The following is a 19,734-nucleotide window of genomic DNA, read 5'->3' as shown; positions in this document are numbered from 1 at the left end:
CTCACCTGGCCCACGGCGGAACGGGCTCCAGCAGCTCGGTCAGCGCCTGCAGCATGACGCGCACCTTGGCGATGCGCACGCGGCTGGGGGTGTAGCAGGCGTACAGGTGGCTGCCGAATTGGGTATGGGTCTTGAAATCGGGCAGCACCTGCACCAGCCGCCCATCGCGCAGATGGGGAATGGCCAGGTAGATGGGAATGATCGCCAGCCCCAGGCCCGCCAGGGCCGCGTCCACCATGCAGTCCACGCTGTTGAAGCGCAGGCGGCTGGTGGCGGTGTGCACGTGCTCTTCGCCGCCCGAGCCCACCAGGTGCCAGCGGTGCTCTTCGGTCATCAGGTAGCTCAGCGTCTGGTGGTGGGCCAGCTCTGCCGCGGTCTGTGGTGTGCCGTGCGCGGCCAGGTAGGCCGGAGATGCGCAGATCAGCCGGTCCAGCGTGGCCAGGCGGCGCACCACGGCGTCTTGGGGCGGCATGCGGGTCATGCGCAGCGCCAGGTCGATGTCTTCGGCCTCCAGGTCGATCACGCGGTCGGTGAGGATCAGCTCGCCCGTGAGGCCTGGGTGCTCGGCCACCACTTTGGCCAGCAGTGGCGCCACGTACTGGCGGCCAAAGGTCATGGTGGCGCTGACACGCAACACGCCCAGCGGCGTTTCGCCCTGGTTGAGCACGGCCACTTGCGCGGCCGACACCGCATCCAGCGCGGCCAGGGCGTGCAGGTGAAAGATCTCGCCGGCGGGTGTCAGGCGCAGGCGGCGGGTGGAGCGCTCCAGCAGGCGCGCGCCAAAAGCGGCCTCCAGATCGGCGATCTGCTTGCTGACCTGGGCGCGGGTGCAGCCCATGGCCCGCGCGCCGGCGGCCATGCTGCCCGTTTCCACCGCCTTGACGAAGGCCTGCCACGCCGGCAACCATGCCGACCCGGCGCGCAGCTGCGGGTTGGATCGCCCGGCGGCACGCGGGCCATTGGTGGCTGGGTTGAAGGCCTTCATTGTCAATTTATCGTTGACGTAAAAGCCTGAGTTTTGCGCTTTTTGTCTTCGATAACAACACCTATGATCGGCGGCAGACCGCCCCGCACCACCCTACCCGCACGCACCACCATGTTCAAAGAGCTTCGCCACTCTGGCGCCCTGGGCATCACGCTGGCAGCCGCCGGCATCTTGATGGTGACCATGGGCGCGCGCCAGTCGATGGGCTTGTTCCTCGGCCCGCTGAACACGTCTACGGGGCTGGGCATTGTCACCATCAGCTTTGCGATGGCGGTGGCGCAGTTCACCTGGGGCGCGGTGCAGCCGCTGGCCGGCGCGGCGGCAGACCGCTGGGGCCCGCGCCCCGTGTTGGTGGCGGGCATCCTGATTCTGGCGCTGGGCACGGCGCTGACGCCGCTGCTGGCCTCGGCCTGGGGGCTGATGTTCACCATTGGCCTGCTGTCGGCCATGGGCGCGGGCGCGGGCAGCTTTTCAGTGCTGATCGGCGCGGCGGCGCAGCGCATGCCGGCGCAGTCGCGCGGCGCCGCTTCGGGCGTGATCAATGCGGGCGGCTCTTTCGGGCAGTTCGTATTTGCCCCGCTGGCGCAAAAGCTGATTCAGCTGCTGGGCTGGATGGGCGCCATGTGGTCGATGGCCGCCATTGCGCTGCTGGCCTTGCCGCTGGTGGGCAAGGTGACCGGCGGCGCACAGCCGCCATCCGCGGCCGCAGCGACAGCACCCGCCGCGCAGGATGGCGAAGGCTTGGGCCGCGCGGTGCGCCGCGCGCTGGGCGACCGCAGCTATCTGCTGCTGCACCTGGGCTTTTTCACCTGCGGCTTTCACATCGCCTTTTTAGTGACGCACCTGCCCACCGAGGTGAATTTGTGCGGGCTGCCGCCGTCGGTGGCCAGCTGGTCACTGGCCTTGATTGGCCTGGCCAACATCGTCGGGAGCCTGGTGGTGGGCAAGCTGGTGGGCCAGTACCGCAGCAAGATGATTCTGGCGCTGATGTACGCCAGCCGCGCGGTGCTGATCGTGTGGTACCTGCTGATGCCGCGCGACCCGTGGGTTTTTTACGTGTTTGCCGTGGGCCTGGGCCTGACGTGGCTGGCCACCGTGCCGCCCACGGCAGGGCTGGTGGCCAAGCTGTTCGGCGTGCGTTACCTGGGCACGCTGTTCGGGCTGACGTTGCTGTCGCACCAGATCGGCAGCTTTCTGGGCGCCTACCTGGGCGGCCTGGCGATCACGCATTTTGGCGACTACACCTGGATGTGGTGGGCCGACATCGCCCTGGCAGCGCTGGCCGCGGTGATCAACCTGCCGATTCGGGAAGCACCGGTGCGCCCCGCGCTGCAGCCCGCGTAAGCCGTGCGGCCCGGCGCACTCAGCCGAGTCATCACCCACCCTCAATACTAAATATTTGATAGCTGCCAGCGCTGGTGGTGCCTGCGCTAGGGCTGGTTTTTATTTGAATGCTTGAATCTGCGATGGGAGACGGCCGGGGCTGACGCGCCAGCCAGCGGCGCCCGTGGCACCGGCGCGCCTCAGCGGCACATCGGCGAGCCGCATCACGCCATCATCGTGCGGCAGGCCTTGCCGCTGCGGCCGCGCGGTACGGCGCAGCCCAGCTCGCCCAGCACGCTGATGGGCTCGGCGCCGTGGGCTTGGGCGAAGTCCTGCAGCGCGTCGCAGCAGCGGTCGATCGCGGCCTGCGCGGCCTCGCCATGCTGGGGCACGCGCAGCACCAGGGTACGGGCGTCGCGCTGCTCAAGCTGAAAGTCAAACAGCCCGCACTGCTCTTCCACCACGGTGCACAGCGCCATCGGCAACAGGCTGATGGTTTCACCCTTGCGGCGGCGCGAGGGCACGCGCAGCACGTCGTCGCGGCGGCCGGCCACCTCCAGCGTGGGCAGGGCCGAGCCGCATTCGCAGCGCTGGCTGTGCAGGGTGACCTGGTCGCCCAGGTCGTAGCGAATCAGCGGTTGCACCAGGTTGGCCAGGTTGGTCAAAAGCACGGTGTGCGACGGCTGGCCGCGCGGCACGGGGCGGTAATGCTCGTCCACCGGCTCCAGGATCAGCCAGTCTTCGTTCAGGTGCAGGTGGCCATGCGCGCATTCCCAGGCCATGGGCAGAAACTCCGACGCGCCATAGCTGCTGCGCACCACGGTGTCCAGGCTGCGGTGCACGTGTTCGCGCGCGGCGCCGCTCAGCGCTTCGCCGCCGGTCAGCACGCAGCGCGGGCGAATCCGCAGGCGCCCCGCCGCCGCCTCGTCGGCCAGCACGGCAGCGGCCGTGGGGTACGTGGCCAGCACGGTGGGCTGGAATTCGTTGAGCGCCGCCACCAGCGCATCGGTGGGCTGCATCAGGCTGAAGCAGTGCGCCGTTTGCGCGATCCAGGGGTTCAGGCGGCGCAGGCGCTCAAAGCTGACCACGCTGGCAAAGTGCCCGCCCGTGGCGGCCACCATGGCGGTGCGGTCGGTGGCGCCCAGCGCGTCGAACGCCGAGAAAGAGCCGAACCACCGGCCTGCCCCGCCGCCGCGCCCTGCCGATGCGCGGTGCCGCACCATTTCAAGCGCGTCGTACACGGCCATGGCCTGCGCGTCTTGCACGAACACGCCCGGCAGCGAGCTGGTGCCAGAGCTTTCCCACACCACGTAACGGCCCTGCCACGCATCGCCCACGCGGCTTTCATCGGCGGTGAAGTCGCGCAGCTCGTCCAGGCGCAGGGCCGGGTCGGTCACCCAGTCGTCAAAACGGTCCATCAGCTCGGCCCGCGCCACGGGCGCCATGCGGCCCAGGTGCGCGGCGCGCGCTACTGCGGGGTCAATGCGTTCGCGGTAAAGGGCAGAGCCGGATCGCGCGGCGTCCAGCAAACGGGCCAGCCGCTGCTGCTGGCGCTGCAACAGCAGCGACGCGGGGGCGTGGGTGGCCGCGATCACATCCAGTGTGGCGGCCTGCAAGTGCAAGGCGTTGAACACGGCGGTCATGGGCGGCCCTTCCCATGGCGGCCGAGCACGGCCCGCAAGCGCGCTGGCTGGGTTGTCATTTTTGTCTCCTTCAGGCTGTCCGACGCGGTGCATGCGCGTCAAGTTCCGCCGGCCCGGTCGATCGCGTCAAGCGCGCGCTGCGACTGGCCTTGTCTCGCACGCATGGTGCCAGACGCGCGTACCCGAGGCTTGACCAGGGTCAACCCTGCGAGAAAACGGTCTCAGTCGGGCTCAACGGCGCAACAAGGCAACCGCATCCGGCCATTCAAGCCACGCGCTCGGTCGACAAATGCGAGGGCGCGCAAGACAAAGAGAGACAAACAGCGCCATCAACGCGCGCGATGATCGCGCGGCGCCGCTTCAAGCGCCGCGCAGGGAAGCCACACCGCGGTTGGCCAGCGCGTCAGCACGCTCGTTGCCTTCGTGCCCCGCGTGGCCGCGCACCCAGTGCCAGCGGATCACGTGGCCCGCGCCGCTGACCAGCGCATCCAGCCGCTGCCACAGGTCCACGTTCTTCACCGGTTGCTTGGTGGACGTGCGCCAGCCCTTGGCCTTCCAGCCCGCGATCCACTCGGTGATGCCCTGGCGCACGTACTGGCTGTCCAGGTAAAGATCCACCTCGCAGGGGCGCTTGAGGGCTGTCAGGCCTTCGATCACCGCCGTCAGCTCCATGCGGTTGTTGGTGGTGTGCGCTTCGCCGCCAAACAGCTCTTTTTCGTGGCCGGGCGCGCGCAGCAGCACGCCCCAGCCGCCGGGGCCCGGGTTGCCCTTGCAGGCCCCGTCGGTGAACATCTCAATTCGATTCAAGGTCATTTTGGCTCACAGCCGCCGCCGGCGTGGCGCGGCCAGCTACAGAAACAGGAGCACCCGACGCCACGGGCGCCTTGCGCCAACTTGCGCCCATCAGCATCGCCCCGCGCGTGCGTTTGACGGCAACGATGACGTACGCAGCGCCCAGCACGGGCCACCAGCGGGCGCCCAGGCGGTCCATCCACTCAAAGCGCGCCAGCGAACCTGCACTGCGTACCGCTGGGCGATAGCAGCCAAAGGCCACCGATTCCAGCTCGAACTCCAGCAGCCGCAGCCAATCGCGCAGGCGCCAGTGGCCGATGAATTCGCAGCCGTCCGGCAGGTACAGGCTGCCACTGCCCAGGCTGCGGTACACGTGGGCACGGTACTGCCGCCAACCCCACAGGCTGGCGGGGTTCAAGCCTGAGATGGCCACGCGGCCCTCGTGCACCAGCACGCGCTGGACTTCCCGCAGCGTGGCGTGAGGGTCGGGGCTGAATTCGAGCGTGTGCGGCAGCACCACCAGATCGACACTGGCTTCGGCAAAGGGAAGCGCGCGGCTGTCCGTGGCCAGCGCGGGCTGCCACACGAAGGGCTGGGGCGCGTCTGCGGTGCCTGGGGGCTGCTGCGCGGGCGACGGCGACACCGAAGCGGCGTCGCCTGGCGGCACCGCTTGCGGGTCGGAATCTCTCAACTCGGCATACCAGCGGTGCGGCATGCGGTTGGCGGCCAGCGCGTCGAGTGCGGGCAAGCCCAGCTGAACCGCGTGGTAGCCAAAGGCGTCGACCAGCGCCGCATCGAACTGGGCCTGCTCCCAGGCCAGCGCGTAGCGGCCCGGCGGGGTGTGAAACCAGTCAGACAGGCCGTTCATCGGCAGCGGGGGCGGCGGGCATGTGTAAAGAAGGGTAGACGCTTCGGGGCATCGCAAGCGGCGTTTTTATAATCGGCCGCTCATGAATTTGATTGCACTGCCCGCTTTCCAGGACAACTATTTCTGGATGTTGCACAACGGCCGACAGGCGCTGGTTGTAGACCCCGGCTCGGCGGCGCCCGTGCTGGCCACCTTGCAGCAGCACGACCTGGCGCTGGCAAGCATTCTAGTCACGCACCACCACGCCGACCACACCGGCGGCGTCGCCGAGCTGCATGGGCTGACTGGCGCCACCGTGTACGGCCCTGCGTATGAGCGCATCCCGGAGCCGTTTCATCGCCTGAACGGCGGCGACCATGTGCAGGCGCTGGGCATCAGCTTCCGCGTGATGGACGTGCCCGGCCACACGGCAGGGCACATTGCCTACTTTGCTGAAGATGTTGACGGCGCGCCGCTGCTCTTTTGTGGCGACACGCTGTTCTCGGGTGGCTGCGGGCGCTTGTTTGAAGGCACACCGGCGCAAATGCTGGCTTCACTCGATGCGCTGGCTGCGCTGCCGGGCAACACGCGGGTGTGCGCGGCACACGAATACACTTTGTCCAACCTGCGTTTTGCACGGGCGGTAGAGCCCGGCAACCAAGCGCTGGCTGAGTACCAGGGCCAGTGTGAGCGTCTGCGCGAGCAGGGCCTGCCCACGCTGCCCTCCACGATCGCCACCGAGCGGGCGATCAACCCCTTTCTCCGCAGCCGCGAGGGTGCCGTTGTGCAATCCGTGCGCGCGCATGCGCCTTCCGCAACGGACGAGGTGTCGGTTTTTGCCGCGCTTCGCGAATGGAAAAACAACTTCCAATGAAATGGTCCTATCTGCTGGCGTTGACCGCCAGCGTCTGGCTGGCCGGCTGCGCCGCACCCGGCACTTCCGGCGATGCTTCCTCCCCCTTTGGCACGACCAAACCCGGCGCGCGGCAGCCGGCTTCGGGCGACATGTCGCCCGTGAGCGTGACCGAACTTCATTCCAACGGCGTGGCCCCTCTGGACGCACCGGCCGATCTGTGGGTGCGCATTCGGCGGGGCTACGCCATGCCGGACCTGGACACCGATCTCGTGCGCCAGCAAGAGGCCTGGTACAACAGCCGGCCCGACTACATCCAGCGCATGACCGAGCGTTCGCGCATGTACATCTTCCACATCGTGGAAGAGCTGGAACTGCGCGGCATGCCGACCGAGCTGGCGCTGCTGCCCTACATTGAATCGGCCTTCAACCCGCAGGCCGTCTCCAGTGCCAAGGCTGCTGGCATGTGGCAGTTCATGCCCGCCACGGGCAGCTCGTTCGATCTGCGCCAGAACATGCTGCGCGACGACCGGCGTGACGTGATCGCGTCCACCCGCGCCGCGCTGGATTACCTGCAAAAGCTGCACGACCGCTTTGGCGACTGGCACCTGGCGTTGGCGGCGTACAACTGGGGCCAGGGCAACGTGAATCGCGCCATCGAGCGCAACAAGGCCGCAGGCCTGGGCACGGGTTACCTCGACCTGAACATGCCCGCCGAGACGCGCAACTACGTGCCCAAGCTGCAGGCGGTCAAGAACATCATCGCGCGCCCCGAAAGCTACGGCGCCATCCTGCCGCTGATTGAAAACCACCCGTTCTTCGACACGGTGGACATCACCAAAGACATCGACGTGGATGTGGCGGCCCGCCTGGCCGAGGTGCGCGTCGAAGACTTCCGCGCGCTGAACCCGTCGTTTCGCAAGCCGGTGATCTTCGCGGCCGGCACGCCCCAGGTGCTGCTGCCGTGGAACAACGCGGTGATCTTCAACCGCAATCTGGCGCAGGCCGATGCGCAGTCGCTGGCGTCATGGACGGCTTGGGTCGCGCCTTCCAACATGCCTTCGCGCGAGGTGGCCAGCCGATTCGGCATGGATGAGGAGAGCTTCCGCGAGATGAACAGCATCCCGCGCGGCATGCTGATCAAAACGGGTTCGACGGTGCTGGTCAAGCGCAGCAGCGGTGCGGCGCCGGCCGTTGCGAGCCATGTGGTGAACAACGCGCAGCTGTCGTACACGCCCGAGATCGTGCTGCGCCGCACCTCGGTGCGGGCACGCAAGGGCGACACGATTGCCAGCGTGGCCGGCCGCTACGACCTGCCCGCCTCCACCGTCGCCGGCTGGAACAAGCGCCCCGCCAACGCCAGCCTGAAGCGCGGCCAGGCCGTGGTGCTTTACCTGCCGGTGCGTGCTGCGGCCGCCGCAGCCGCCAGCGAAGCAGGCAACTCGCCGCGCAGCAAATCGCGCGTCGAGCGCGCCTCGCAACCCAGCGGGCGCGAAGCTGCAGCCAGCGGGCGCAACGCGCGCCATAACAAGGCCGAGGCCACTTCCGCACGTTCGGGCAGCGGCCGTTCGACGGCCAACGCCAAGTCTGCCGCGGCCGGCAAATCGGGTGGTAAAGCCGCCGCCAAATCGGCGGCCAAGCCCACAGCCCAATCCACCAAAGGCGCAGCCAAATCCGCGCCCGCGGCCAAGGCAGCGGCGCAGTCTTCCGGCAAGTCCACCGCCAAGGCCAAGGGCAAGCACTGAACGCGTCGCGCAAGAGGCACATCGCCCTTGCCCGTCGCCGCCGTCTGAGTGGCACACAGTGCGCCCCGCGGGGCCCGGGCTGCCCCGACGCCACCAATTACGCCTGAAACCGCTGCTTGGCCCGGCGGGCAAACTCGTTGGTGTAGACGGTGTCTGCCGCCAGCCGCGCAGGATGCGTCGCGGGGGCGTAGCGGTCCATCAGCCGCAGCAGGTTCTGCGCGCCCTGGTCACTCAGCACCCCGTCGGGTGAAAGCGCCTCGCGAGACTTCTCGAACGCGTTGAGAAAAACGGCTCGATCGCCTTGCTGGCCGACTTCGGGCACCGCACGCACGATGTCGCTCGGGCCCGCGGTTTGCAGCCATTTAAGCGCCTTGACCACCGCGTTGGTCACGCCCTGCGCCGTGCGGGGATTGCGCTGCAGGAATTCAGCCGTCGCATACAGCGCGCCACCGGGCATCGGGCCACCGAACAGCTCTTGCGTGCTGCGCAGCAGGCGCGTGTCCACGGCCACGCGGATGTCACCGCGCGCCTCCAGCAGGCTGATCAGCGGGTCGCCATACGCGATGGCAGACACCTCACCATCGCGCAGCGCCACCACGGCGGCCAAGGGACTGGCCAGTGCCACGTATTCCACATCGTCAGGCCCCAGCCCGCTGCGCGACATCACCTGCTTGGCAAACCAGTGCGTGGCCGGGTCCTGCGCCGCAATGCCGATCTTGCAGCCGCGCAGTTGCGCCAGCTGGCGAAAGCCGGGCAGCGCCCGCGTACCCACCCCGAACACCAGCTGCGGCGCGCGGGCGAGCAGCGTGAACGACTGGCATTCCAGGCCGCGCTGGCGCAGCATCACCGCGTTTTCCAGCCCGCCCGCCGCCAGGTCGCAAGTGCCCTTCGTCAGCGCCTGCTGTACAGGGCCCGCGCCGTTGTATTCGTGAAACTCAACGTCCAGCCCTTCCGCCGCGAAGTACTGCAGCTGCGCAGCCACCATGAGCGGCAGCTGGTACAGCGCGCCGCTGTCGCCCAAGGCGACGTTCACGCGGGGGCGTTCGGGCTTGCTGGCGCTCGCAGCGCCTTGGGCCCTGACGTTGCCCGCAGACCAGGCCAAGGCGGGAAAACCCCAGAGGAGGGAACGGCGCGTGAGACACGAAACAGACATTGGCAAACGACACGGCAAGGCTGTTGAGGACAGCCCCCAATCCATTGAAGAGCCATCGAACGTTGGACGTTATCGGATCGCCCCGCCCCCTGCATCCGGGCGAGCCCCAATCGGGTTTGTCTGTAGCCCTTAAGCGGATCTGTACGCCGTTCAGGCAAAGTGGTGCGATGCGCGAAAAGGAAAGTGCTAACCCGAACGCCCCTCAACACCACATGGCATCGCCTTGGTGCGCTGAGGACGCAACAAGGCATGAAGCCTATGCGCCGTCAGCGCCCATGGCACCAGCGCAAGGCGCTATCACTTTGATATCAACTCGACGCAAGACGACCCGAAGCGGGCGTCAGCCAAAAACGGCTGCTCAGAAAAGCCATCAGCGCCTGTCGACCAGCGCGTGCGCGATGGTGCCCAGATCGACGTATTCCAGCTCACTGCCGGCAGGCACGCCCCGCGCCAGCCGGGTCACCACCAAGCCCCTGCTCTTGAGCGCCTGGCCGATCACGTGCGCGGTGGCTTCGCCCTCTGCGGTGAAATTGGTGGCCAAGATCACTTCCTGCACGACACCGTCGCTGGCCCGGTCGATCAATTTGTGCACGCCGATGTCGTGCGGGCCCACGCCGTCCAGTGGGCTGAGCTTGCCCATCAGCACGAAATAGCGTCCCTTGAAGGCGCCCGTACGCTCCAGCGCCGCCTGATCGGCGGGCGTTTCGACCACCGCCAGCTTGGTCGCGTCGCGGCGCGGGTCCAGGCAGGTGGCGCAGACTTCGCCTTCGGTGAAGGTGTGGCACAGCGCGCAGTGGTGCACGTGGGTGACGGCCTCTTGCAGCGATCGCGCCAGCAGTTGCGCGCCGTCGCGATCGTGCTGCAGCATGTGAAAGGCCATGCGCTGGGCCGAGCGCACGCCCACGCCCGGCAGGCGCCGCAACGCCTGCACCAGGGCATCCAGACTGTGGGTGTCGCTCATGGCTCAACCGGGTGCGGTGCGCGCATCGCCCCTGCGAACACCTGCCCATCAAGTCGCGGCAGAGCCGCCGCAGCCCGTGAATGTGGCACGCAGGTAGGGCCGATGCGCATCACCGGCACGCGAGTGGGTTCAAAACGGAAACTTCATGCCAGGCGGCATGCCGGGCATGCCCGCGGGCATCAGCTTGCCCATTTTCTCGGACGACAGCTCTTCGGCCTTGCGCACGGCGGCGTTAAAGGCGGCGGCCACCAGGTCTTCCAGCATGTCCTTGTCGTCGGCCAGCAGGCTGGGGTCAATGGTGACGCGCTTGACGTCGTGCTTGGCGGTCATCAGCACCTTGACCATGCCCGCGCCCGATTCGCCTTCGACTTCCATCAGCGCCAGCTCATCCTGCGCCTTCTTCAGGTTGTCTTGCATGGCCTGCGCCTGCTTCATCAGGCCGGCCAGTTGTCCTTTGTTGAACATCGATCAAATCCTTTTTACACACTCAAATCAAAAAGCATCACAGCGGCTTGATGCTGCCAGGGACGATTTTCGCCCCAAAGTCACGCATCATTTCCTGCACGAACGGATCGGCCAGCACCAGCGCCTCGGCGGCCTTCAGCCGCTGCGCCGCAGCGATGGCGTTGCGGCGCGACGGGCTGTCGCCCACGCGGCCGATCAGCACTTCCAGCCGCACCGCGTGCCCGGCGTCGCGCAGGGCATTTTGCAAGCGGTCGCGCGCGCCGCTTTGGCCCAGGGTTTCGTTTTCGACGCGCAAAGTCCACTGATCGGGCTGGCGCTCGACCAATTGCGACTGCAGCGCCAGCTCGCGCACCAGCGCGGTGACGGCTTCGCGCGCAACCAGGTCCTGCACCAGCGTGTGCCAGAAGTCGCCCAGCGCGTCGCCCGTCACGGGCGGTGGCTCTGGTGGCGGCATCGCGCGCTGCGGCGCCTGATCCTCACTGCCTTCGCGTACGCGAACTGCTACAGATTCTGCAGCTGCCACCGCAGGCTGCACCTGCGCCAGCGGCTGATTAGGCACTGAATCAGCCTCATCCACATGGGCATGCGGGCGCGGATTCACCACCGGCAGGGGCTGCAGCGGAGAGCGCGTGGGCGCCGGCGCTGCAGCGGGGGCCGAGGCGGCTGCGATATCGGCCGCCGCCGAATCGGCCCAATCGTCCGGCCACGGCGCGCCGTCGTCCATGTCGGCGCTGTCCGCATCCTGCGCATCGAGCGGCGCAAACGCTTGGTCGCCCATGTCTTCGGCCAAGTCGGCCGGCGGCAAATTGGCCGCGGATGGCGCGCTGGCGTTGGTAGCCGGCAAGGCGGCGCGGCCAGAATCCTCGGGCTTGGCGATAGGCTGCGCGACGGCGGGCGCGGGTGGCTGCGGGCTTGCAGCGGCCGCAGCGTCGGCGGCCGACGGGGCATCGTGAGCCGGCTGCGGCAGAGCGCCGGGCCTTTGCTGCGAAGGGGCGTTGTCCGCCTGCGCACTGGCAGCGTCTTGCGATGCTTCGGGCGCTGGCGCGCTGACAGCGGGGCGAACTGGCTGGTCGGCCGACGTGGGCGTAGAACGAAGATCGGGCGAGGCCGGAACCGGCGGCGCCTCAGCCGATTTCAGAGTTTTTTTTTCCGCCGAGCCGGGCGTTGCCCCGGCCTTGAAGGGCAGCATGCGCAGCAAGACCATGGTCAGGCCCGCGTATTCATCGGGCGCCAGCCCCAGCTCGCCCCGGCCGTGGATGCACAGGCTGTAGAGCAGCTGCGTTTCATCCGCAGGCATCAGCGCGGCCAGGCGCGCGGTTTCCTGCGCGTCTGGGTCGGCCGGGTCCACGGCCATGTCGGGCACGGCCTGGTACACGGCCATGCGCTGGAGCACGGTGGCCATGTCTTCCAGTGTGGTAGCAGCGGACAGGCCCGTGCTGCGCAGCTGATCGGCCAGCTCCACCACGGTCTTGCCGTGCCCGTTGGCCAACGCATCGATCAGGCGGAACACCACGGTGCGATCCACCGCGCCCAGCATCTGCCGCACACCGGCTTCCTGCAGCTGGCCAGAGCCAAAGGCGATCGCCTGGTCGGTCAGGCTGAGCGCATCGCGCATGGAGCCGCGCGCCGCCCGCGACAGCAGGCGCAGGGCTTGCGGTTCGGCCGGTACGTGCTCGGCCGCCAACACATTGGTGAGGTGTTCCAGCACCGTCTCGGGCACCATGGGCCGCAGGTTGAACTGCAGGCAACGGCTGAGCACCGTGACGGGCACCTTCTGCGGATCGGTGGTGGCCAGCACGAACTTGAGGTACTCCGGCGGCTCTTCCAGCGTCTTGAGCATCGCGTTGAAGGCGTGCCCGGTGAGCATGTGCACCTCGTCGATCATGAAGACCTTGAAGCGCCCCTGCACCGGCTTGTAGACGGCCTGCTCCAGCAGTTGCTGCACCTCGTCCACGCCGCGGTTGCTGGCGGCGTCCAGCTCGGTGTAGTCGACAAAGCGGCCGGCGTCGATTTCGGTGCACGCCGCGCACACGCCGCAGGGCTCGGCCGTGATGCCACCGTTGCCGTCGGAGCCTGTGCAGTTCAGCGACTTGGCCAGAATGCGCGACACCGTGGTCTTGCCCACGCCGCGGGTGCCGGTGAACAGGTACGCGTGGTGCAGCCGCTGCTGCGTGAGCGCGTTGGTGAGGGCCTGCACGACGTGCTCCTGACCCACCATTTCCGTGAACTTCCGCGGACGGTATTTGCGGGCCAGCACCAGATAAGACATGGCCCGGATTTTACGGTGCGAAAAGCACCGCCCCCGGTTTAGAGTCCACCCTCGGAAACTGATGCGTACACGCCACGATGTAGCCTTTTTTATACAAAACTGGGTATGCTGCAACGCGATACACGCGCAACCGTTTGCTTCGAGCCGATACGTGCTGGCGAACGGTTACCCCATCGCACCCCAGGCGCTGCCTGAGCCGATCCCACATGCTTGAAATCATCAACGCGCCCGCGCCGGTTCGCCCAGAAGCTTGCGCGGACATCGACCCCAAAGCCGCCGTGCTGATGGGCACGCTGCAGGGTTGCTGCCACCCGCGCGCCCTGCGGCTGAAAGCGCGGTTGGCGACCTGCCGGTGCGGCGATCCGCTGGCCGCGCTGCAGGCCGAAATCGCCCATCTGCTGACGTTGAGTTTTGGCCCCGCTGAAGCCGCCCGCCGCCTGCAGGCACTACAATAGTCGGTGACGGGCCTTCCCGCATGGTGAAGGAGCCAACCGGGTCAGGTGGGGAACCAAGCAGCCCTAACTTTGGAGCCAGTGCCGGGGTCAAGGCTCGTCACCTTTTCACTGAAATGCGTTGCCACCTTTGAGCACCGCGTTTCCATCCAATCGGCGAGTCGGCTGCCTGCGGGCCTATTCAGCAGCGCTGGCTGTATCGGGCCGGTTCATCTTCCTCAAGTTCTGATTGGCTGGCTTTCAGCGCAGCCTTTGCTCGCTTTGCCGCGACTCCAGCGGTTGCGCCTAGCCAAGGCCGGCGCCTGACATTCGGCGCCCCATGCTTGCGCGCCGATCAGACAGTTGCTTCAATTTAAATAGCACTCAGCGCTCGTCCCACCTGCGCCAGCAGCCATTTTGATTCAGAACCCGGCCATCCGGCGGGTTGTCAATGCACTTAGCGCGTGTCGTCACCGATCTGCGGCTGATGGCGATTGACGTCGGTGGGCGACAAGGCCAGGAGCATCGTCAACGCGCTGGAGACCATGGTCATGCCCCAGAAGATGAAGAACGTGACCGTGTAGACCGAATAGCGCGACCAGGCAAGGCGCTCGCCAAACAGGCTGAGCGATTCCGGATCCAGTACGGCAAACACCAGCATTTCCAGCACGGCGGCGACGAGAAACGCTGGCCAGGCCACCCACATCAATCGCTCACGCAGCATATCGAAGCTCCTCGGATGGACATGAACCCCGCGTGGCTCAATGCTGAGGCGTGGGGCGAGACTCAGTTTCGGCGTGCGCCGGGGCTTGCGGCACCACGCCGGTGGCGGCATGGTTGCGCGCCTGCATGGCGGGCGCGAGGGGATGGCCGACCTTGTCCGTTGCCAGCGAGCGGGCTGCGTCGCGGGCCTGCAAGTCGGCTTCCGTGTAGACGGGATCAGGCGTGCTGACAGCCAGCCACAGTGTCACGAAAGAGGCCACTACCACCACCAGAGGGCCGCCAATCACCATCCAAACGTGGCCGTAGCGCCACCAGGGACCCGACACAGGGGGCGTGGCGCCGACTGCGGCAGGGGAAGAAGTTACTTGGGCTGTAGTCATGCGATTACCTCGGCACGATGAAAACGGATTTTTCCTGAACAACGCCATCGGGCGCACTCACGCCGATGCGGATCTCATGAGAGCCTGGGCTGGCTGCATCGTAGGGCACCCTCAGGCGCACCGGCACCCACAGCGACTCGGCGGCATCCACCGTGACCTGTTTGTCCGTCACCATTTCGATGCCCGGAAGCCCTTCAGCTGAAAGCGTGTACTGCCGAGCGTGCTCGGTCGCGTTCATGATCTGAACGCGATAGACGTTCTCGATCTTTCCACCTTCGACGATGCGCGCCAGCGTGGCGCGGTCGCGCACGATGTCTACCTTGAAAGGCGTGCGCATGACCAGGCTGGCCAGCAAGGCAATGGTGACCACGGCCAGGATCGCCGAATAGATGAGCACGCGCGGGCGCAGCACGCGCTGGAGAATCTGGGCGCGATTCCACCCCTCCTCCATCGCGCGCTCGGTCGAGTAACGGATCAAACCGCGCGGGTAGCCCACCTTGTCCATCACGTCGTCGCACACGTCGATGCACGCGGCGCAGCTGATGCATTCGTATTGCAGCCCATTGCGGATGTCGATACCCGTCGGGCACACCTGCACACACAGCGTGCAGTTGACGCAATCGCCCAGGCCCAAGGCGCGCGGATCGGCTTTCTTCGAGCGCGCACCGCGCGGCTCGCCGCGTTTGGCGTCGTAGGTGACGATCAGCGTGTCCTTGTCGAACATGGCGCTCTGAAAGCGTGCGTAAGGGCACATGTACTTGCAGACCTGCTCGCGCATGTACCCGCCGTTGCCGTAAGTGGCAAAGCCGTAGAAGCAGATCCAGAACGTTTCCCACGGGCCAAGACTCATCCCCACGACGTGCATCGCCAGTTCGCGGATGGGCGTGAAATAGCCGACGAAGGTAAAACCCGTCCAAAGACCGACGGCGATCCAGGCCAGCTGCTTGCCGGTCTTGCGCCAGAACTTGTTGAGCGACATGGGCGACGCATCCAGGCGCAGGCGCGCTGAACGATCACCCTCGAACTTGCGCTCGATCCACAAATAGATTTCCGTATAGACGGTTTGCGGACAGGTGTAGCCACACCACTGCCTGCCTGCCACTGCCGTGAACAGGAACAGCAGCATGGCGGAGATGATCAGGATGCCGGCCAGATAAATCACGTCCTGCGGGTACAGCACCAACCCGAAGATGTAGAACCGCCGCGTGTCCAGATCGAACAGCATGGCCTGGCGGTCGCCCCACTGCAGCCACGGCATGCCGTAGAAGAACAGCTGAGTGGCGAAAACAAAAAACCAGCGCCACTTGGCGAAAACGCCCGTGACGCTGCGTGGGTAAATCTTCTTCTGGGCCTCGTACAGCGAGACCTCAACTTCTTGGTTGGCCGCCGCGGCGACCTTGTCCTTCGATGCCATCTCGCCCACTCAGTTCAGAGCGCGGTTTGGCCCGTATCCCGTACCAATTGACGGGTAAGCGGGGCGGTGGCGCTCAACACCGCTCATGATGCGCTGCTCGCAACGGGAGAGCACCATGCCCTGCATGGCACCCTCGCCGTTCGCTGGCTGCGCCGTCAAACCAGACTGACTTCCACTCGACGAGCCTGCGCACCGGCGCCAGCGTCGATGTTCTTCGGCTCTTTCAAGTCGATCTTGTCTTCCGCAATGCCCAATGCCTTGAGCTGGTCGCGCACGGCAAAAGCGCGTTGCTTGGCCAGTTCAGCGTTCTGAGCAGCGTCGCCGGTGCTATCAACAAAGCCGCTGACTTGCACTTTCTTGCCCGCTTTCACGCCAGCCACCACTTCCGCCAACGCTTTGTCGGCATCTGCAGCGACGTCCGACTTGCCGGTGGCGAAGAAGAAGCTGACGACGCCGCCTTCCACCGCGACCGACGCTCTGTCGGCGCTGGCTGCGGCCGCTGGCGCTGCCGGGGCAGCGGCTGCCGGTGCGGGTGCAACGCCACCCCCACGACCCCAGACATAGGCGGTCAGAACGTTCAACTGCTCGGGCGTGAACTTGCTTTCCCAAGCCGGCATCACGCCGGTGCGGCCATTGGCGATCATGTCGGCCACGTGGGACTCGACCGCCGGGCCGTAGATGAAGATGCCGCGCGTCAGGTTCGGGGCGCCCAGTGCTTGGTTGCCTTTTCCGTCGGCGCCATGGCAGGCAGCGCACACGGTGAACTTCGACTTGCCAAGGTTGGCGCGAACCGAATCGTGGGGACCGTTGGACAGGCTCATCACGTAGTTGGCCAGGTTGCGAATGTCGTCCGAAGACCCGACAGCCGCGCCCATGGGCGTCATGATGGCCATCCGGCCCTTGGTGATCGTCTCGTGGATCTGCTCGGGCGTGCCGCCCCAGGTCCAGTTGTCGTCCGTCAGGTTGGGAAAGCCCTTGCTGCCGCGAGCGTCCGATCCATGGCACTGGGCGCAATTGTTCATGAACAAGCGGTCACCAATGGCCATGGCCTGCGGGTCTTTCGACAGGGCCTCGATCGACTTGCCAGCGAAGCCGGCATAGATCGGTGCCACTTGTTCGTTACCGCGCTCAACCTCACGCTCGAACTGACCAGTCTGCGTCCACTTCAGCGAGCCTTGGTACGAACCCAGGCCAGGGTACAGATACAGATAGATCAGGCTGAAAACACAGGTAATGATGAACAAACCGACCCACCAGCGCGGCAGCGGGTTGTTCATCTCGCGCAAGTCGCCATCCCACACGTGACCGGTGGTGTTGTCGGTATGCGTCATGGCCTTGGTCTTGCCACTGAACCACAACAGGGCCAGACATCCCAGAATACCCGCCAGCGTGATGCCGGCGACGTAAACCGACCAGAAGTTACTCGTAAAGTCGCTCATTTTTTATTCCTTGACCGCCGCGCTCAGTTCTCTTCAAACGGCAGCCGAGCCGCCTCCTCGAACTGAGCCTTATTCCGGCTCGACCATGCCCACACCACGATTCCGATGAACAGGGCGAAAGACGCCACGGTCACGATGATGCGCAACACATTGATGCTGTCCATGACACGCTCTCCTTCGGTTGAGGGTTACTTGCGGTGGATTCCGAGCACTTGCAGGTAAGAGATCACCGCATCGAGTTCGGTTTTGTCTTTCACCTCTTCTGGCGCCTTGGCGATCTCTTCGTCCGTGTACGGCGCGCCCAGGGTGCGCAGACCGCGCATATGCGCCTGGATCGTGTTCGCGTTGGCGGGCGTAGCCTCAAGCCAGGGGTAAGCCGGCATGTTCGACTCGGGCACCACATCACGCGGGTTGTGCAAGTGGGCACGGTGCCAGTCGTCGCTGTAGCGGCCACCCACGCGCGCCAGGTCGGGGCCGGTGCGTTTACTGCCCCACTGGAACGGATGGTCGTAGACGAATTCACCAGCGACCGAGTAGGGACCGTAGCGAAGCGCTTCTGCCCGGAAGGGGCGAATCATCTGTGAGTGGCAGTTGTAGCAGCCCTCGCGGACGTACACGTCGCGACCGATGACCTGCAAGGCGGTATATGGCTTGAGGCCTTCGATCGGCTGCGTGGTCGACTTCTGGAAGAACAGCGGAACGATCTCAACCAAACCACCGAACGACAGAACGATCAGCGTCAGGACGATCAGCAGGAAGTTGTTGGTCTCGACCCGGCCGTGGCCGGAGATTTTTTCTTGTGCCATGGTTATTTACCTCCTCAGGCGTGGGCAGCCATGGCCGGAATCTGAACCGGCACAACCCGCCCGGCCGTCATCGTCTTGACCGTATTCCAGAGCATGACCACCATGCCGCTCAGGTACAGCACGCCACCGATCAGGCGCAGCACGTAGAACGGATAAGTTGCCTTGACCGATTCAACGAAGGTGTAGGTCAGCGTGCCGTCGGCGTTGACCGCGCGCCACATCAGGCCCTGCATCACACCGGCAATCCACATTGCGGCGATATAGATCACGATACCGATGGTGGCCACCCAGAAGTGCACCTCGATGGCCTTGACGCTGTACATCTCTTTACGGCCAAACAGGCGCGGGATCAGGTAGTACATCGAACCGATGGTGATCAAGCCCACCCATCCGAGCGCACCAGAGTGCACGTGGCCAATGGTCCAGTCGGTGTAGTGCGACAGTGCGTTGACGGTCTTGACGGACATCATCGGACCTTCGAACGTGGACATGCCGTAGAACGACAGCGACACGATCAGGAAGCGCAGGATGGGATCGTCACGCAGCTTGTGCCAGGCACCCGACAGGGTCATGATGCCGTTGATCATCCCGCCCCAGCTGGGGGCCAGCAGGATCAGCGAGAACACCATGCCGACCGACTGCGCCCAATCAGGCAGCGCGGTGTAGTGCAAATGGTGAGGGCCGGCCCACATGTACGTGAAGATCAGCGCCCAGAAGTGGACGATCGACAGGCGGTAGCTGTAGACAGGACGTTCGGCCTGCTTGGGGATGAAGTAATACATCATGCCTAGGAAGCCAGCGGTGAGCAGGAAGCCGACCGCGTTGTGGCCGTACCACCACTGCACCATCGCATCCTGAACGCCTGCATAGGCGGAATAGGATTTCATCGGGCCCACCGGCAGCTCGGCGTTGTTCACGATGTGAAGCATCGCGATGGCCAGGATGAAGGCGCCGTAGAACCAGTTGGCCACGTAGATGTGGCGAACGCGGCGTGTACCAACCGTCCCGAAGAACACGATCGCGTACACAACCCAAACGGCCGTGATCAAGAGGTCGATGGGCCATTCCAGCTCAGCGTACTCTTTCGAGGTCGTGAAGCCCAAGGGCAAGGAAATCGCCGCTGCGACGATGACCAGCTGCCAGCCCCAGAAGACGAAGGCCGCCATCTTGTCGGAGAACAGTCGAACCTGGCAGGTTCGCTGCACGACGTAGAAGGAAGTGCCAATCAGCGCACAACCCCCAAACGCAAAAATCACCGCATTGGTGTGCAGTGGGCGCAATCGGCCATAGCTCAACCACGGTATGCCGTGCGTCAGATCTGGCCAAGCCAGCTGTGCAGCAATCAGCACGCCCACAAGCATGCCTACGACGCCCCACACCACCGTCATGATGGCGAACTGTCTGACCACTCTGTCGTTGTAGACCGTGGCCTGGGTATTGGCGAATGTCATTTCCACCTCATCCTCAAAAATAGCTAATGGAGTGTCCGCGAAGATCGAATGGGT

Annotated in this window: 19 protein-coding genes, 1 other RNA gene and 1 pseudogene; 5 read left to right on the top strand and 16 right to left on the bottom strand. The window is 65.6% G+C overall.

Translation table 11 applies throughout. From position 1 onward, the window contains the following. Position 1 precedes the first annotated feature (1 nt). Positions 2-985 carry a LysR family transcriptional regulator gene (locus C6570_RS09105; RefSeq protein WP_106702917.1) on the bottom strand — a complete coding sequence of 328 codons (984 nt, stop codon included), beginning with the start codon at positions 983-985 and terminating at the stop codon, positions 2-4. A gap of 111 nt (positions 986-1,096) precedes the next feature. Between C6570_RS09105 and C6570_RS09100 the strand changes: the two genes are divergently transcribed. After that, positions 1,097-2,329, top strand: coding sequence for an MFS transporter (locus C6570_RS09100; protein WP_106704612.1), 1,233 nt, complete (start codon positions 1,097-1,099; stop codon positions 2,327-2,329). Positions 2,330-2,532: 203 nt separating this feature from the next. Here C6570_RS09100 and C6570_RS09095 read toward each other — a convergent pair whose 3' ends face one another. The 3 genes from C6570_RS09095 to C6570_RS09085 form a co-directional block, all read right to left on the bottom strand. After that, positions 2,533-3,951, bottom strand: coding sequence for a phenylacetate--CoA ligase family protein (locus tag C6570_RS09095; RefSeq protein WP_106702916.1), 1,419 nt, complete (start codon positions 3,949-3,951; stop codon positions 2,533-2,535). A 360-nt stretch (positions 3,952-4,311) separates the two neighbouring features. Continuing rightward, positions 4,312-4,743, bottom strand: coding sequence for a ribonuclease HI (gene rnhA, locus C6570_RS09090; RefSeq protein WP_425437856.1), 432 nt, complete (start codon positions 4,741-4,743; stop codon positions 4,312-4,314). A gap of 1 nt (position 4,744) precedes the next feature. Then, entirely contained in the window at positions 4,745-5,611 is an 867-nt protein-coding gene (locus C6570_RS09085; protein ID WP_425437855.1) for a class I SAM-dependent methyltransferase, read from the bottom strand. An 82-nt stretch (positions 5,612-5,693) separates the two neighbouring features. On the opposite strand from C6570_RS09085, the gene gloB reads away from it, so the two are divergent. Continuing rightward, entirely contained in the window at positions 5,694-6,464 is a 771-nt protein-coding gene (gene gloB / locus C6570_RS09080; protein WP_106702914.1) for a hydroxyacylglutathione hydrolase, read from the top strand. Next, positions 6,461-8,188, top strand: a complete 1,728-nt coding sequence (locus C6570_RS09075; protein ID WP_106702913.1) for a transglycosylase SLT domain-containing protein — start codon at positions 6,461-6,463, stop codon at positions 8,186-8,188. The genes gloB and C6570_RS09075 overlap by 4 nt, the downstream gene beginning before the upstream one ends. A gap of 97 nt (positions 8,189-8,285) precedes the next feature. Here C6570_RS09075 and C6570_RS09070 read toward each other — a convergent pair whose 3' ends face one another. The 4 genes from C6570_RS09070 to dnaX form a co-directional block, all read right to left on the bottom strand. Further along, positions 8,286-9,221: an ABC transporter substrate-binding protein gene (locus C6570_RS09070; RefSeq protein ID WP_164675519.1), complete on the bottom strand. Its 936-nt coding sequence runs from the start codon at positions 9,219-9,221 to the stop codon at positions 8,286-8,288. Between the two features lie 490 nt (positions 9,222-9,711). Then, complete coding sequence (gene recR / locus C6570_RS09065; RefSeq protein WP_106702911.1) at positions 9,712-10,302, bottom strand: recombination mediator RecR; 591 nt, start codon at positions 10,300-10,302, stop codon at positions 9,712-9,714. A gap of 129 nt (positions 10,303-10,431) precedes the next feature. Next, a complete protein-coding gene (locus C6570_RS09060) occupies positions 10,432-10,767 on the bottom strand; it encodes a YbaB/EbfC family nucleoid-associated protein (RefSeq protein WP_106702910.1) in 336 nt (111 codons plus the stop codon). A gap of 37 nt (positions 10,768-10,804) precedes the next feature. After that, positions 10,805-13,036, bottom strand: coding sequence for a DNA polymerase III subunit gamma/tau (dnaX, locus tag C6570_RS09055; RefSeq protein ID WP_106702909.1), 2,232 nt, complete (start codon positions 13,034-13,036; stop codon positions 10,805-10,807). A gap of 206 nt (positions 13,037-13,242) precedes the next feature. Here dnaX and C6570_RS09050 point away from each other — a divergent pair, with 206 nt between their 5' ends. Continuing rightward, the gene (locus tag C6570_RS09050; RefSeq protein WP_106702908.1) at positions 13,243-13,491 is read left to right on the top strand and encodes a hypothetical protein; all 249 of its coding nucleotides are present in this window, start codon (positions 13,243-13,245) and stop codon (positions 13,489-13,491) included. A 5-nt stretch (positions 13,492-13,496) separates the two neighbouring features. After that, positions 13,497-13,593: signal recognition particle sRNA small type (ffs, locus tag C6570_RS09045), an RNA gene on the top strand. A 331-nt stretch (positions 13,594-13,924) separates the two neighbouring features. On the opposite strand, the gene C6570_RS09040 is transcribed toward ffs, so the two are convergent. From C6570_RS09040 to ccoN, 8 genes and pseudogenes are all read right to left on the bottom strand, one after another. Then, positions 13,925-14,191, bottom strand: a complete 267-nt coding sequence (locus tag C6570_RS09040; protein ID WP_106702907.1) for a hypothetical protein — start codon at positions 14,189-14,191, stop codon at positions 13,925-13,927. A gap of 37 nt (positions 14,192-14,228) precedes the next feature. After that, positions 14,229-14,570 carry a FixH family protein gene (locus tag C6570_RS09035; RefSeq protein WP_245896377.1) on the bottom strand — a complete coding sequence of 114 codons (342 nt, stop codon included), beginning with the start codon at positions 14,568-14,570 and terminating at the stop codon, positions 14,229-14,231. A gap of 4 nt (positions 14,571-14,574) precedes the next feature. Further along, complete coding sequence (gene ccoG / locus C6570_RS09030) at positions 14,575-15,984, bottom strand: cytochrome c oxidase accessory protein CcoG (protein WP_106704610.1); 1,410 nt, start codon at positions 15,982-15,984, stop codon at positions 14,575-14,577. Positions 15,985-16,139: 155 nt separating this feature from the next. After that, entirely contained in the window at positions 16,140-16,364 is a 225-nt protein-coding gene (locus C6570_RS18400) for an OmpA family protein (protein ID WP_245896456.1), read from the bottom strand. A 147-nt stretch (positions 16,365-16,511) separates the two neighbouring features. Beyond that, positions 16,512-17,423 (bottom strand): annotated as a pseudogene (ccoP, locus tag C6570_RS09025) (cytochrome-c oxidase, cbb3-type subunit III); the annotation flags it as partial. Between the two features lie 23 nt (positions 17,424-17,446). Continuing rightward, positions 17,447-17,587, bottom strand: a complete 141-nt coding sequence (locus C6570_RS09020; RefSeq protein ID WP_106702904.1) for a cbb3-type cytochrome oxidase subunit 3 — start codon at positions 17,585-17,587, stop codon at positions 17,447-17,449. A gap of 24 nt (positions 17,588-17,611) precedes the next feature. Then, on the bottom strand, positions 17,612-18,229 hold the full coding sequence (ccoO, locus tag C6570_RS09015; protein ID WP_106702903.1) for a cytochrome-c oxidase, cbb3-type subunit II: 618 nt from the start codon (positions 18,227-18,229) through the stop codon (positions 17,612-17,614). A 14-nt stretch (positions 18,230-18,243) separates the two neighbouring features. After that, positions 18,244-19,680 carry a cytochrome-c oxidase, cbb3-type subunit I gene (ccoN, locus tag C6570_RS09010; protein WP_106702902.1) on the bottom strand — a complete coding sequence of 479 codons (1,437 nt, stop codon included), beginning with the start codon at positions 19,678-19,680 and terminating at the stop codon, positions 18,244-18,246. Positions 19,681-19,734 lie beyond the last annotated feature (54 nt).

It is taken from the genome of Ottowia oryzae (assembly GCF_003008535.1).
GTDB lineage: Bacteria > Pseudomonadota > Gammaproteobacteria > Burkholderiales > Burkholderiaceae_C > Ottowia > Ottowia oryzae.
This window is presented reverse-complemented; position numbering and strand designations above follow the sequence as displayed.

Excerpts from the sequence above, each read along its gene's own strand:
- C6570_RS09105 (WP_106702917.1), bottom strand. The coding sequence starts at position 985 with ATGAAGGCCTTCAACCCAGCCACCAATGGCCCGCGTGCCGCCGGGCGA.
- C6570_RS09100 (WP_106704612.1), top strand. The coding sequence starts at position 1,097 with ATGTTCAAAGAGCTTCGCCACTCTGGCGCCCTGGGCATCACGCTGGCA.
- C6570_RS09095 (WP_106702916.1), bottom strand. The coding sequence starts at position 3,951 with ATGACCGCCGTGTTCAACGCCTTGCACTTGCAGGCCGCCACACTGGAT.
- rnhA (WP_425437856.1), bottom strand. The coding sequence starts at position 4,743 with ATGTTCACCGACGGGGCCTGCAAGGGCAACCCGGGCCCCGGCGGCTGG.
- C6570_RS09085 (WP_425437855.1), bottom strand. The coding sequence starts at position 5,611 with ATGAACGGCCTGTCTGACTGGTTTCACACCCCGCCGGGCCGCTACGCG.
- gloB (WP_106702914.1), top strand. The coding sequence starts at position 5,694 with ATGAATTTGATTGCACTGCCCGCTTTCCAGGACAACTATTTCTGGATG.
- C6570_RS09075 (WP_106702913.1), top strand. The coding sequence starts at position 6,461 with ATGAAATGGTCCTATCTGCTGGCGTTGACCGCCAGCGTCTGGCTGGCC.
- recR (WP_106702911.1), bottom strand. The coding sequence starts at position 10,302 with ATGAGCGACACCCACAGTCTGGATGCCCTGGTGCAGGCGTTGCGGCGC.
- C6570_RS09060 (WP_106702910.1), bottom strand. The coding sequence starts at position 10,767 with ATGTTCAACAAAGGACAACTGGCCGGCCTGATGAAGCAGGCGCAGGCC.
- dnaX (WP_106702909.1), bottom strand. The coding sequence starts at position 13,036 with ATGTCTTATCTGGTGCTGGCCCGCAAATACCGTCCGCGGAAGTTCACG.
- C6570_RS09050 (WP_106702908.1), top strand. The coding sequence starts at position 13,243 with ATGCTTGAAATCATCAACGCGCCCGCGCCGGTTCGCCCAGAAGCTTGC.
- C6570_RS09040 (WP_106702907.1), bottom strand. The coding sequence starts at position 14,191 with ATGCTGCGTGAGCGATTGATGTGGGTGGCCTGGCCAGCGTTTCTCGTC.
- C6570_RS09035 (WP_245896377.1), bottom strand. The coding sequence starts at position 14,570 with ATGACTACAGCCCAAGTAACTTCTTCCCCTGCCGCAGTCGGCGCCACG.
- ccoG (WP_106704610.1), bottom strand. The coding sequence starts at position 15,984 with ATGGCATCGAAGGACAAGGTCGCCGCGGCGGCCAACCAAGAAGTTGAG.
- C6570_RS09020 (WP_106702904.1), bottom strand. The coding sequence starts at position 17,587 with ATGGACAGCATCAATGTGTTGCGCATCATCGTGACCGTGGCGTCTTTC.
- ccoO (WP_106702903.1), bottom strand. The coding sequence starts at position 18,229 with ATGGCACAAGAAAAAATCTCCGGCCACGGCCGGGTCGAGACCAACAAC.
- ccoN (WP_106702902.1), bottom strand. The coding sequence starts at position 19,680 with ATGACATTCGCCAATACCCAGGCCACGGTCTACAACGACAGAGTGGTC.